Origin of the sequence: Paenarthrobacter sp. NyZ202, assembly GCF_049860755.1 — a bacterium.
Taxonomy (GTDB): Bacteria; Actinomycetota; Actinomycetes; order Actinomycetales; family Micrococcaceae; genus Arthrobacter.
Genome location: NZ_CP187556.1, coordinates 25412 through 38590, shown reverse-complemented (window position 1 = coordinate 38590; position 13179 = coordinate 25412). Strand labels below are relative to the sequence as shown.

Genomic DNA, 13179 nt, shown 5'->3' with positions numbered 1-13179 from the left:
ATGAGCTCCCTTTTAACAGTGCAAGGTTTGTCGATCGCGTACGGCCGTACCGCCGTCGTTCATGACGTGTCGTTCTCCCTCGCCAAGGGTGAGAGCCTCGCGCTCATCGGTGAGTCGGGTTCCGGCAAGTCGACCATCGCCAAGGCCGTCCTCCGGCTGCTTCCGCACGACTCAACCGCCACAGGTGCAGTGGAGCTGAACGGCAGGGACGTCCTGGCCCTCCCGGAGAGGCAGTTCCGCCCGCTCCGGGGAAGGGAGCTTGGGTTTATCCCGCAGGATCCCGCCTCCGCCTTGAATCCCGTGCGGACCATCGGCGCGCAGGCTCACGAGGCCGCCGCGCTGCTGGGCGAAACCGATCCGCAAAAGCGGCGGCGGAAAATCCTGGACGTCCTGGAGCAGGTGGGGCTCCCGGATCCTGCCCGGGTTTACGACTCTTATCCGCATCAGCTCTCGGGCGGAATGCTGCAGCGCGTACTGATTGCACTGACGGTGCTGCCACGTCCATCCCTGATCGTCGCCGACGAGCCCACCTCCGCGTTGGACGTGACGGTGCAGAAGCTGATCCTGGACATGCTGACCGAGCTTCGCAGCGAGTTGGACATCAGTCTGCTCCTCATCACCCACGACCTCGCCATCGCGGCCGAGCGCACCGACTCCCTGGTGGTGCTGAAGGACGGTTCGGTCCAGGAAAGCGGGGCGTCCCGGGACATCTTTGCGTGGCCAAGGACCGAGTACGCCCGGAACCTCCAGGCCGACGTTCCCGCGCTGCACCCGGACAGGTACCGGAACCAGCGCTCCACCCGTGAAGGAACGTACGACGGCGGCTTCCGGACTGCGGCGGACAGCACGCCGTCGGCGGGCGAACGGCAGATTGATGTCCGGGCCGTGACCAAGCGCTTCACTGCGGGCGGCAAGGAAGTGGTGGCCCTTGATGGTGTTTCCTTCTCCGTGGAACGGGGACGCACGCACGCGCTGGTGGGCGAATCGGGTTCCGGAAAGACCACCGCTGTCCGGCTGCTGTTGGGGCTGGAACAACCGGATGGCGGAGATATCACGGTAGCCGGCCAGTCGACATCGGGCAGGTCGCGGTCGGAAGTCCGCGGGATCCGGCGCCATCTCCAGCTCGTCTACCAGAACCCGTTCACGTCCCTGGACCCCAGCTGGCGGGTGGGCCGGATCATCCGGGAGCCCCTGGACCAATTCGGCGTCGGCACCAAAGCCGAACGGGCACAGCGTGTCCGGGAAGCATTGGACGCAGTAGGCCTGCCGGAGTCCGTCGCATCCCGCACGCCCGCACACCTGTCGGGTGGCCAGCGGCAGCGCGTGGCCATTGCCCGCGCGCTCGTGGTGCGTCCCGACGTCGTGGTCTTGGACGAACCGACGTCCGCCCTCGACGTGAGCGTCCAAGCCGGAATCCTGGAACTGCTCTCCAAACTGCAACGGGAACTGGGCCTGACGTACCTGTTCGTCTCCCACGACCTCGCACTGGTGCGCCAGGTGGCAGACACCGTCTCCGTGCTGCGCCGTGGCCATGTTGTGGAGGACGGCCCTGTGGAGGACATCTTCCTGCGGCCGCAACATCCCTACACCCAGGCGCTCTTGGACGCCATTCCCTTGGCAACGCCTGTATCCGAAACCAAACAACCAGCGAAGGCAACCGCATGACCGTGAACCTGACAAGCACCCGCCGGCCTGCACTGATCGAGGCCTTCACCGCACCGAAGGGATTCGGTGACGCCACCCTGCGTGACAAGCGGGCTGACGCGATTGAACTCCTCGGCGGCATACCGGACCCCGGCGTCCTGCCGACCCAGGAACTCGCCCAAGCCACGGCCCGGGTTTTGGCCAGGCCGGGCGTACCCGCGCTCCAGTATTCGCGCACTGAAGGCATCTCTCCGCTGCGCGAGTGGATCGCCGAACGCGAGGGAGTCTCCGTTGACCGGATCCTGATCACCAACGGCGGCTTCCATGGACTGTCGCTGGCCATTCAGGCTGTAGTTGAGCGCGGCGACCTGGTGGCCGTGGACAACCCGATCTTCCCGTTGTTCCTCCGCGGCCTGCAGCTCTCCGATGCCCAGACACTGCCCGTGTTCGTTGGCCCGCGTGGCCTGGACGTTGACCATCTCAGCGACCTGTTGCGTTCGGGAGCCCGTCCGTCCGCGCTCTATACAGTGCCGGACTTCCACAACCCCTCGCAGGGCACGCTTCCGGGCGAGGCGCGTGCGGAGCTGGTGCGGCTGGCGGAGCACTACGGATTCGTCATCCTGGCGGACAACCCCTACCGTGAACTGCGTTTTTCCGGCGAACAGGAAAGTGTGGAGGAGTTCAACACCTCGGGCCACGTGCTGCACATTAATACGTTCACCAAAACACTGGGGCCGGGCCTGCGGCTTGGCTGGACTGTAGCACCGGAGCACCTGGCCCGTGATCTGGTGGCGCTCCGCAGCCGTCAGGACTCGCACAGTTCCACGTTGGTGCAGGCGATCATCGGCGAACTGGTCACGTCCGATCCCGGAATCTTCGATAGGACGCTGGAGAGTGCACGCGCGCTGTACCGCAGCCGTGCGGAGACTCTGGTAGAAGCGCTGCACAGGGAAGCCCCGGGAGCTTTCGAGACTGTCCTTCCGGAGGGTGGCCTGTTCCTGTGGCCGCGGCTGGCCGATGACTCTGTGGACGCGGATCAGTTGGCCGCCGATGCCAGTGCCGAAGGCGTGGAGTACCAGCGCGGCTCGTTCTTCCCCTCGGGACCAGGAACAGACGCCGACCGCCACCTCCGCCTTGCCTATGGAGATGTATCCGGGGACAAGCTGGAAGAGGCCGCTGCCCGCCTGGGACGGGCCCTGAAGCGCCAATCCCTCTAACCCCTCACCCAACTGGGTCGCATTTGTGCGCGTTTTGGGCCCTCTAAACGCGCACAAATGCGACCTAGTTGGGGGCGAGGGGAAACAAAAGAGCCCCGATCCGTAGATCGGGGCTCTTTTCATTGCGTGCGCGAGGGGGGATTTGAACCCCCACACCCTTTCGGATACTGGCACCTGAAGCCAGCGCGTCTGCCGTTCCGCCACTCGCGCGCAACTTCTTTTTCAGGCGATCCACCGGAAACCGGCTTCGCTTCCTTCAAAAGCAGCGAGATCAAGCATAACGGACACCCCGGGCAAAACACCAATCGAGCAAAACAGGGCATCATGGCAAGGTCTTTGAAGGAAGCTTCACAGACGAAACTTCGCCTGAACAGCGCGGAAATTTCACCCCGCAGGAAGGCCGTATGGACGGGGCGCGAGCGAACTTTTCCGGGTCGCAAGGCGTTGTGGATTAAGGCCATTCCCAGTCACGCCCAGTAGTATCGGGAAGTGGAAGGGCCGTTCGGCGCTCATTTCGCTGTGTGCGCAGAAGGGTGAACGGACGGACTATCGGACAGGCACTGACCGTGCCGCGGCAAGGAAAGGAGAAGGACCATGGGTTTGCTGGATAAAGTCGAGCGCGGCATCGAAAAAGCTGTCCGCAACGTCTTCTCCACAGGGTCGCGGGCACGGGTCGAGCCGGTGGAGATCGCGAGCAACCTGCGCCGGGAACTGGACAACAAGTCCATCACCATCGCGGCCGGGCGTACCTTGGCTCCCAATGTCTTCGACGTCCTGCTCAGTGACGAAGACTTTGCCCGGGCCCAGGAATGGGGAACCCCGCTGGCCGAGGAACTGTGCGACGTCGTGATCCAGCACGTCCGCAGCCAGGGCTACACCCTCCAGGGGCCGGTCCGGATCTCCTTCCGCCGCAACGAAGAAGAGCGCGCCGGGCATTTCGAGATCACCTCGCGGACGGAGAAAACCTCCGACGGCGGCGCTCCCGCCCCCCAGGCGCCGCGGCCGAACGTTCCGGCAGCCCCCTCCAGGCAGCCCACCCGCCTCCAGCCCGTGCTGGACATCGGCGGACAGCGATACTCGCTCAATGCCCAGTCGATCGTGCTGGGCCGCTCTTCAGAAGCCGACATCCTGGTCGATGACACCGGAGTGTCCCGCAAGCACCTTGAAGTCCGCACCCAGAACGGCACCACCTGGGCTGTGGACCTGGGTTCCACCAACGGCAGCTATGTCAACGGGCATAAAGTCGACGGCAGCGTGGAACTCACTGACGGCTCAACCATCACGATGGGACGTACCAAGATCATTTTCCGCCTCCTCCCCCAGAACCCGGGTGGCCACGCGTGAACGACATCAGCGAACTGACCATTACCGCTCTTCGCTTTGGCTTCCTCCTCCTGCTGTGGATCCTCATTTTCAGCATCGTTTCCACCATGCGGCGCGACTTCCAGATCGGCCGCAAGGCTGCCACGGGTGCGCCCACGGCGCGTGAAGTGCGCAAGCACCCGGAACTCGCTGCATCGCCGCCGCCTGCCATCCAGCATGCCCGCAACCTGGTGGTGACCGAAGGGCCGCTCAAGGGCACCACGGTACCGCTGGCTGCGAGCCCGATCCTGCTCGGCCGGGCCCAGGAGGCCACCCTGGTCCTCGAGGATGATTACGCTTCCGGACGCCACGCCCGGCTGTTCCCGCAGGGCAGCCGCTGGTTCATTGAGGACCTCGGCTCCACCAACGGCACCTACCTCGCCGATCAGCAGCTCACGCGGGCGCTTCCGGTCGAGCTTGGCGTCCCCGTGAGGATCGGCAAGACGGTCATCGAATTGAGGCCGTAGTCCATGGCTGCACCCCAGACCACCGAAGGCAAGGAGAAGCCGGCGGAGCGCCCCCTCATCATGCGCTACGCCGCGCGTTCCGACGTCGGCAGGATCCGCTCCAAGAATGACGACTCCGCATACGTGGGCCGTCACCTTGCCGTGGTTGCCGATGGCATGGGCGGTCACGCAGGCGGCGATGTCGCCTCCGCTTCCACGGTGCTGGACATGATCCATCTGGATCACGACGACTATCCGGACGGAGCTGACACCGTCCTGGCGGACGAGATCCAGACCGCCAATTCGCTGCTTTCCGAGCTGGTGCACCAGAATCCCAAGCTGTCGGGCATGGGAACCACAGTCACTGCCCTGCTCCTTGAGGGCCGCAAGCTCCATTTCGCCCACATCGGCGATTCCCGCGCCTACCGACTGCGGAACAAGACGTTTGAGCAGGTCAGCATCGACCACACGTTCGTCCAACGCCTGATTGACGAGGGCCGGCTGCGTCCGGAGGAAGCCGAGACACACCCCCACAAGAATGTGCTGATGCGCGTTCTGGGTGACGTGGACGCCAGCCCGGAGCTGGACCTGGACATCCTGGATGTCGAACCCGGCGAACGTTGGCTCCTGTGCTCGGATGGACTGAACTACGTGGCCGGCCATGTGGTGGAGCGTACGGTCCGTGAAACCAAGGACCTGCGTGAATGCGTCGAGACCCTGGTGGACCTCACGCTGGAGGCCGGCGCGCCGGACAACGTCACCGTGGTCATGCTGGAAATCGCCGAGGAAACCGACGACGACGTCACTACCGCCGCCGTCGACGTCGTACCGCCCGCAGCGCTTGCCGCGGTGGACGGACCTGCGGCCTCCAAGGATGCGGCCAAGGGCAAAAAGGTAACGGAAGGCCCCTCCGCCACCAAGTCCGCGGAGGAAACCCCCGCTGCATCCACTGCTGCTTCCCGGGAAAAGTCCGGCGAAGAAACCCCTGAAGACGCCAAGCCCAAAGACGCCACCGAGGACAAGGACGCCGCAGAGGAAGCAGAGCCCCCTGCTACCACTGACCCCAACCTCGGCGAACACCTTTCCGCGGAGGTTCTCCGCGAAGAACTCGCCAGCAGGCCGCACGAACTCGTCGGCGCCGCTGCAACTGCTGCCGAGACGGGCTCCATCCCCACCGTGGCCGGGCGAACAGTGGCCCGCCGCGCGGCGACCGTCCTGACGCACAAAGCCGAACAGGACAGGCTAGACCTCGAAGAGCCACCGCGCCGCCGCGTGCGCTGGCTTATGCCCGCCGTCGCAGCCTTTGTGGTCCTTGGAGTGGTGGTCGGGTTGTGGCTCGGCTACGCCTGGACACAAACCCGCTATTACGTGGGCGAGTTCGACCAGCGGGTAGCCATCTTCAACGGCATCTCGCAGCGGCTGGGTCCCATCCAGCTGTCGCGCCTGGAATCGGTGACCGAACTGCGTGTCGACTCCCTTCCGGAGTACGGCCAGCAAAGCGTCCGGCAGACGGTCCCGGCAGGAGACCTGGACGACGCCCAAAGGATCGTGGAGAACCTCAAGAACTTCGGCAGCACGTCCGGCGCCTGCCCCACGACGAGCGGCACCCCCACGGCACCGGCTGCATCACCCGGCGCGGGAAGCCCCGCAACCGCGGGAGCCAGCCCAAGCCCGGGAGCACCGGCTACGGGCACCCCCACGCCGAGCCCGGCACCTGCCACCAGCGTGGCAGTTCCCAGTACTGCTGCGATCGCCAGTTCACCTGGAGAGCCAACGCCCTCCCCCGTCCCGACTCCCTGTGAGGTGGCACCGTGATTCAAACAGATACCGCCACCAAGCCACGCCGCAATGTAGAGCTCGTCCTGATCGTGCTCGCTTTGGCCGTGGGAATCGGCGCGAGCGCCCTGGTGAGCATCAACTCGGACAGCGGCCTGGACCGGGACTTCTGGTTCCAGTCGAGCCTGCTTGCCGTGGCCGCGTTCGCCTTCCACGTCGTACTCCGGCTCCGCGCCAAGTATGCCGATCCGGTAATTCTTCCCATTGTGGTGGCGCTCAACGGACTCGGTCTTGCTCTTATCCACCGCATGGATGGGCCGGCGGACGATACGGGCAACAACCAGCTGCGGTGGACCCTCATCGCCATGGCTGTGTCCATCGCAGTCATCTGGTTCCTCAAGGACCACCGGATCCTGCGCCGTTTCACCTACATTTCGCTTGCAGCCAGCGCCTTCCTGCTGATCCTTCCCTTGGTGCCCGGCATATCCGCCGGTGAAATCCTGGGTGCCCGGGTGTGGATCAGGGTGGGCCCCATGACGTTCCAACCCGGTGAAATCGCCAAGATCACCCTCGCCATATTCTTCGCCGGGTATCTTTCGTCCAACAGGGACCTGATCCTCCTTGCCGGCCGGAAGATCGGGCCCATGCAGTTCCCGCGGTTCAAGGACCTTGGCCCCATGATCACGGCCTGGCTGGTCAGCATCGGCGTCCTGGTGTTCCAGCGCGACCTCGGTTCGTCCATCCTGTTCTTCGGCCTCTTCATCGTGATGATCTATGTGGCCACGAGCCGTATCTCCTGGGTGGTCATCGGCCTGACCCTGATCCTGGGCGGTGGATTCATTGCCTCGCGGATCTTCTCGCATGTGGCCTTCCGCATCGACAGCTGGATCAATGCCTTCACCCCGGAGGTCTTCGGCAGGTCTCCCGGCGGCAGTGGCCAGATCGTGCAGGGCCTGTTCGGCATGGCCGACGGCGGCCTGGTGGGTACCGGCCTTGGCCAGGGCCGGCCGGATCTGGTTCCCTTTGCCAACAGCGACATGATCGTTGCGCTCATCGGCGAAGAGTTGGGCCTTATCGGGCTTTTCGCCGTCGTGATGCTCTACCTGCTGCTCTTCACCCGCGGTTTCCGTGCCGCGCTGGGTACGCGGGATGCTTTCGGCAAGCTGCTGGCGTGTGGCCTGTCCTTCGCGATCGCCCTGCAGTGCTTCGTGGTCATCGGTGGCGTAACGCGCCTCATTCCGCTGACCGGCCTCACCACGCCGTTCCTTGCCGCCGGAGGGTCCTCCCTGCTGGCCAACTGGATCATTGTCGGATTGCTCCTGATGATTTCCAACACGGCCCGGGGTCCTGTGGACACTACACCCATGGTGAACAAACCCCCGGCCACCAGCAGCAACCCGGCTGCCCGCAAGCCGGCCAATCCCCCCACATCAGGCGCACCTACCGAGGCGGTGAAGCAACAATGAACCAGGCCATCAGAAGTTCGTGGATGGCAGCCGTGGCCATGTTTGCTTTGATCTTCGGCGCCATCAGCTACGTCCAGGTCATTGGCGCGGACGACCTCAACGCCAATCCGTGGAACCAGCGCGCCATCCTGGCATCGTTCTGCAACGACCGTGGATCCATCATTGTCGGGGGCAAGCCGGTCGCGGAGTCCGTGACCGGCACCGAATCCTGCGCGTTCCAGCGCAAGTACACGCAGCCGGAGCTGTACGCAGGCGTCACCGGGTACTTCTCCCGTGGCTTCGGATCCACAGGCCTTGAGCAATCCATGAGCGATACTCTGGCGGGAAATTCCGACCAGTTGTTCCTGGACCGTGTGAGCCAGATGTTCCTGGGCAACGAGCCCAAGGGCGCATCGGTGGAGCTGACGTTGGACCCCGAGGTCCAAAAGCTTGCCTTTGACCTCATTCCGGACGGCCAGCGCGGCTCCATCGTGGTCACCAACCCCAAGACCGGCGCCATCCTGGCCATGGTCTCCAAGCCTTCCTATGATCCCAACCTGATCGCAACGCACGACACCGCCGCGGCAGAGGCCAATTACGCCGAGCTCAACCAGGTGCCGGGCATCAACCTGAACCAGAACGTCAGCGGCCCCACGGGCAACCTGCTGTCCCCGGGCTCGGTCTTCAAGCTGATCGACACCGCCGCGGCATTGAACTCCGGCAAGTACAACAAGGACAGCGAGCTTCCCAACCCCAGCAGCCTGCCCTTGCCCGGCTCGAGCGCAAGCCTGCCCAACTATGCGGGCGGCAACTGCAACGTGCGGGAGACGGCGTCGTTCTCCTTCGCGCTGGAGCAGTCCTGCAATACGCCCTTTGCCAGCATCGCCCTGGACCTCGGACAGGATGCGATCCGCGAGCAGGCCGAGAAGTTCGGTTTCGGCCAGAACTTCGGCGACCAGCTGAAACTGCAGATGGCCCCCAGCATCTTCCCGACCGACCTGGACCAGGCCCAGCTCGCCCAGTCCTCCGTGGGCCAGCGCGACGTCAAGGCGACGCCGCTGCAGATCAACATGATGACTGCCGCGATCGCCAACAACGGCGTCCAGATGAAGCCGTACCTGGTCAAGACCGTACGGGCTCCCGATCTGCGCGTCATCACCGAGACCAGGTCCGAACGGCTCCGCACCAGCACCACCGAGCCGATCGCCAACCAGATCACCGAGTGGATGACCAGCGCTGTAGACAACGGCATCGCCAATGGAGCTTCCGTTTCCGGGGTCAAGGTGGCCGGCAAGACCGGTACCGCTGAACTGGGCGATTCAGGTTTGAACAACTCATGGTTCACCGGGTTTGCCCCGGCGAACGATCCGCAAGTGGCCGTCACCATCGTCATGGAGGGTGTGGATGTGGTCACCGGTTCCAAGCTAACCAGTCCGAACGCAAAGAAGATTTTTGAGGCGGTGTTGAATAAGTGAGGCCTACTTCGGGAATCACACTCGGCGGCAGGTTCCAGTTGACCAGTCGCATTGCGATTGGCGGCATGGGTGAAGTCTGGAAGGCCAAGGACCAGATCCTGGGCCGGATTGTTGCCATCAAGGTGCTCAAGGAGGAATACACCGGTGACCCGGGCTTCCTGCAGCGGTTCCGCGCCGAGGCCCGCCACACCGCCCTGCTCAACCACGTGGGCATTGCCAACGTCTTCGATTACGGCGAGGAAGCCGGTTCCGCATACCTGGTGATGGAGCTCGTTCCGGGACACCCGCTGAGCGCCATCCTTGAAAAGGAACAGGTGCTGTCCCCGGACATGACCCTGTCCATCATTTCCCAGACGGCACGGGCTTTGGCCGTGGCCCACGCGCAGGGGCTGGTTCACCGCGACATCAAGCCGGGCAACCTGCTGATCACGCCGGACAACCGCGTCAAGGTCACCGACTTCGGCATCGCCCGCCTTGCCGACCAGGTGCCGCTGACCCAGACCGGCCAGGTCATGGGCACTGCGCAGTACCTTGCCCCTGAGCAGGCGACAGGCCAAACAGCTACGGGCTCTTCGGACATCTACTCCCTGGGCGTCATTGGCTACGAGTGCCTCACCGGGCACCGACCGTTCTCGGGTGAGTCACAGATCGCCATCGCCTTGGCACAGGTCAACGATGCTCCGCCGCCGCTTCCGGAGACGCTGCCTACGCCCGTGCGCGCTCTGTTGATGTCCATGCTGGCCAAGGATCCCAAGAACCGCCCGGCCAACGCCATCAAGCTGGCCGAGGCCGCCGAGGCCATCCGCAACGGTGACATCGCCACGGCACACGCGGCCGTTCCCGGCATGCTCCTGTTCGAAGGCGCCACAGGACCCATCACGGCCCCCACCGGCGTAGTCACGTCGCCCATCGCCAAAGAGCAGACCACGACGGCGACCTCCGCACTTCCGGTGGTTGGTGCCGGTGCGGCAGGGGCTGCTGTTGGGGCCGCCGCTGCAGCTTCGGCGGACAACCCCCTGGCGCGTGCGAATGCGCTGGAGGCTGAGCGCCAGCTGAATGATGACGCCACCATCTACGAGGAAACCACCTACGACGACCCCGAGCCCGAGCGCAAGAAGCGCAGCCCGTGGACGTGGCCGCTGGTGGCCCTCATTCTCCTGGTCCTGTTTGCCTTGGTCGGCTTCCTGATTTCACAGTCAGGTTTCTTCTCACCAAGCCCTGGTCCAAGCGAAACAACGTCGTCCAGCCCCAGCCGGACGTCGAGCCCCGCGTCGTCGTCGGCCGCACCCACGCCTACGCAGACCTCGCAGGCGCCCTCACCATCGCCAACGCAGAGTACTCCCCAGAAGATCAACGTCATTCCGGAGCAGTACCTGGGACAGCCCTTCGAGACCGTCAGTGCCGAACTCCGGGGCCTCGGTTTCGGTGTAGATGGCCGGGAAGAGTTCAGTGACACGGCTGCTGTTGGCCTGGTGACCGGCCTGAACCCCACCGGTCCGCTCGATCCGGGCACCACCATCACGGTCACGTACTCCAAGGGCCCGGAGAAACCGGCTACAGTCACCGTTCCGACGATCGGCGTCGGGGCCACGGAAGACCAGGTCCGGGCGGCGATCGAAGGTGCCGGCCTGAAATGGATTCCGGGTGATCCCGTCAATGGTGCAGTCGGCCAGCAGCCGGGCACGTTCGTCCGCTCTTCGCCGGCCGCCGGGACCGAGGTTCCTGAGGGCTCCAACGTCACCTACTACCTCTCCAGGTCAGTAGTGCCCACCAGCCCGTCTACGTCCAGCGGCAGCCCCACCAGCCGTCCGGGCAACTAAGCAGCCCGCCATGTCAACACCCAGGCCTGGTTCCCCACATCGTGAGGGGCCCGCACACCGCGAAGGTCCCGCGCACAGGGAGGAGAACCCTTCTGTGTCTTCACAGCGCATCCTCAATGGCCGCTACGAACTCGGCGACCTGATCGGTCGTGGCGGAATGGCCGATGTCTACCGCGGCACGGACACGCTGCTGGGCCGGACCATCGCGGTCAAGGTCCTGCGTGCAGACCTCGCCCGCGACCCCCAGTTCCAGGCGCGCTTCAAACGCGAGGCCCAGGCTGTTGCTGCCCTGAACCATGCCTCCATCGTGGCTATTTTCGATACCGGCGAGTTCTCCGTGGACGGCGGCCCCGCCGAGGATGTGCGCGTTCCGTACATCGTGATGGAGTTCGTGGCAGGCCGGACGCTGCGGGACATGATCAAGGCCAAGGAACTGGGCGTGGAGGATTCCATCCGCTACACGCTGGGTGTCCTCTCCGCGCTGGAATACAGCCATCGGGCCGGCATCGTCCACCGCGACATCAAGCCGGCCAACGTCATGGTGTGCGAGGACAGCGGTGACGTCAAAGTCATGGACTTCGGCATTGCCCGTGCCATGGCCGACTCCGCAGCTACCATGACCCAGACCCAGGCCGTGGTGGGCACGGCCCAGTATCTTTCACCGGAGCAGGCCCGCGGTGAGACCGTGGATAACCGCAGCGACCTCTACTCGGCGGGCTGCCTGCTCTACGAACTCCTGACCAGCCGTCCGCCGTTTGTTGGGGACAGCCCGGTGTCCGTGGCGTACCAGCATGTCCGCGAGATGCCGGAACCCGCCAGCACGCACAACCCGGATGTTACCGAAGCCCTGGATTCCGTCCTGGCCAAGGCCCTCCAGAAGAACCGTGAGGACCGTTTCCAGGACGCAGCTGCTTTCCGCCGCGCCCTCCGGGCGGCAAGCAATGGAATTGCCGTACCCGTCGTACCGTCGGGGGAGGCAGCCACGGATCCTCAGGACCACGTAGCTGCGGAGGATCCGCCGACCCAGCTGCTCAGCGCCACTGCCGTGGGTTTCCTCGACGTTGACCCCGTGGACGACGACAAAACCACTGATGTGTACAACGATGCCCAGTACGCGGCCGGACGCTTCAACCCGCCTGCTGACGAGGCCCTTCCGCTGGGCCTCCCACCGGAACGCGAGAGGACCGCACGGCAGAAGTCCCGCCGTCGTGCCTGGACTGCCACCCTGGTGATTTTCACTGTCCTGGTGTTGGCAGGCGCTGGTTTCTGGATCTACAACGTGGTGAACACGCAGCCACCCGCCCCCGCCAAGGTTGCCGTTCCCACGGTCGCCAACATGACCGAATCCGAAGCCCTCCAGGAGCTGTACTCGGCCAAGCTGGTCCCGAAAACCTCACGGGTTTCCAGTGAATCGGTCGCCAAGGACATGGCCATAGGCACGTCCCCGACCGCTGGCGCCATGCTGGAGGAGAATTCGGAGATCATCCTCAACATCTCCAGCGGACCGACCTCCCTCACCATTCCCGCAGACATCGTGGGCCGGACCGAGCCCGATGCCAGGGACTACCTGAAGAGGCTCGGCTTCACCGGTGTCATGGAAACCGTGCGTACCCACAGCCCCACCGTGCTGATGGGCCAGATCGTCGGGACGTCCCCGGCTCCCGGCGGAGCGATTGCGCCGGATGCCAAGATCCTGCTGCAACTTTCGTCGGGCAAGGTCCTGATGCCGCAGTTGATCGGTATGACCCAGCAGGAGGCCGAGGCGCGCCTGAAGGAAAACGGCCTGGTCATGAACGTCGTGGAGCAGGAAAACTCGCAGGTGGCCGCCGGAAAGGTAACCGCCCAAAGCGATCCTGCGGACACGGAAGTCGATCAGGGCAAGACCATCACGGTTACTGTCGCCAAGGCCCCTGCCCCGGACCCCACGCCGACGCCGAAGCCAACGGAGACGTCGAGCTCCAAGCCCACGCCCACCAAGAAGGACTGAACCGGCC

At 64.6% G+C, this 13179-nt stretch carries 9 protein-coding genes and 1 tRNA gene; 9 read left to right on the top strand and 1 reads right to left on the bottom strand.

Annotated elements, in window-relative coordinates; translation table 11 throughout:
- Positions 1 to 1665: an ABC transporter ATP-binding protein gene (locus ACPFL9_RS00180; protein WP_426005042.1), complete on the top strand. Its 1665-nt coding sequence runs from the start codon at positions 1 to 3 to the stop codon at positions 1663 to 1665.
- Entirely contained in the window at positions 1662 to 2861 is a 1200-nt protein-coding gene (locus tag ACPFL9_RS00175; RefSeq protein ID WP_426005041.1) for a PLP-dependent aminotransferase family protein, read from the top strand. The genes ACPFL9_RS00180 and ACPFL9_RS00175 overlap by 4 nt, the downstream gene beginning before the upstream one ends.
- A 127-nt stretch (positions 2862 to 2988) precedes the next feature.
- Here ACPFL9_RS00175 and ACPFL9_RS00170 read toward each other — a convergent pair.
- Positions 2989 to 3071 (bottom strand) — tRNA-Leu (locus ACPFL9_RS00170).
- 384 nt (positions 3072 to 3455) lie between these two features.
- Between ACPFL9_RS00170 and ACPFL9_RS00165 the strand changes: the two genes are divergently transcribed.
- Genes ACPFL9_RS00165 through pknB form a run of 7 tightly spaced genes read left to right on the top strand, consistent with a single transcriptional unit; the run spans position 3456 to position 13172 of the window.
- Positions 3456 to 4205, top strand: a complete 750-nt coding sequence (locus ACPFL9_RS00165; protein WP_426005040.1) for an FhaA domain-containing protein — start codon at positions 3456 to 3458, stop codon at positions 4203 to 4205.
- A 5-nt stretch (positions 4206 to 4210) separates the two neighbouring features.
- Positions 4211 to 4690 (top strand): FHA domain-containing protein FhaB/FipA, encoded by a 480-nt coding sequence (locus ACPFL9_RS00160; RefSeq protein ID WP_426007632.1) that lies wholly within the window; start codon positions 4211 to 4213, stop codon positions 4688 to 4690.
- A 3-nt stretch (positions 4691 to 4693) separates the two neighbouring features.
- Positions 4694 to 6484 carry a protein phosphatase 2C domain-containing protein gene (locus tag ACPFL9_RS00155; RefSeq protein ID WP_426005039.1) on the top strand — a complete coding sequence of 597 codons (1791 nt, stop codon included), beginning with the start codon at positions 4694 to 4696 and terminating at the stop codon, positions 6482 to 6484.
- Positions 6481 to 7911, top strand: a complete 1431-nt coding sequence (locus ACPFL9_RS00150; RefSeq protein ID WP_426005038.1) for an FtsW/RodA/SpoVE family cell cycle protein — start codon at positions 6481 to 6483, stop codon at positions 7909 to 7911. Before ACPFL9_RS00155 ends, ACPFL9_RS00150 begins: the two co-directional genes overlap by 4 nt.
- Complete coding sequence (locus ACPFL9_RS00145) at positions 7908 to 9365, top strand: penicillin-binding transpeptidase domain-containing protein (RefSeq protein WP_426005037.1); 1458 nt, start codon at positions 7908 to 7910, stop codon at positions 9363 to 9365. Before ACPFL9_RS00150 ends, ACPFL9_RS00145 begins: the two co-directional genes overlap by 4 nt.
- Entirely contained in the window at positions 9362 to 11185 is a 1824-nt protein-coding gene (locus ACPFL9_RS00140; RefSeq protein ID WP_426005035.1) for a protein kinase domain-containing protein, read from the top strand. The genes ACPFL9_RS00145 and ACPFL9_RS00140 overlap by 4 nt, the downstream gene beginning before the upstream one ends.
- 10 nt (positions 11186 to 11195) lie before the next feature.
- Complete coding sequence (pknB, locus tag ACPFL9_RS00135; protein ID WP_426005033.1) at positions 11196 to 13172, top strand: Stk1 family PASTA domain-containing Ser/Thr kinase; 1977 nt, start codon at positions 11196 to 11198, stop codon at positions 13170 to 13172.
- The last annotated feature ends 7 nt before the right edge of the window (positions 13173 to 13179 follow it).

Bases quoted from the DNA above. Each gene is read 5' to 3' on its own strand.
- pknB (WP_426005033.1), top strand. From the start codon at position 11,196: ATGTCAACACCCAGGCCTGGTTCCCCACATCGTGAGGGGCCCGCACAC.
- ACPFL9_RS00175 (WP_426005041.1), top strand. From the start codon at position 1,662: ATGACCGTGAACCTGACAAGCACCCGCCGGCCTGCACTGATCGAGGCC.
- ACPFL9_RS00180 (WP_426005042.1), top strand. From the start codon at position 1: ATGAGCTCCCTTTTAACAGTGCAAGGTTTGTCGATCGCGTACGGCCGT.
- ACPFL9_RS00165 (WP_426005040.1), top strand. From the start codon at position 3,456: ATGGGTTTGCTGGATAAAGTCGAGCGCGGCATCGAAAAAGCTGTCCGC.
- ACPFL9_RS00155 (WP_426005039.1), top strand. From the start codon at position 4,694: ATGGCTGCACCCCAGACCACCGAAGGCAAGGAGAAGCCGGCGGAGCGC.
- ACPFL9_RS00145 (WP_426005037.1), top strand. From the start codon at position 7,908: ATGAACCAGGCCATCAGAAGTTCGTGGATGGCAGCCGTGGCCATGTTT.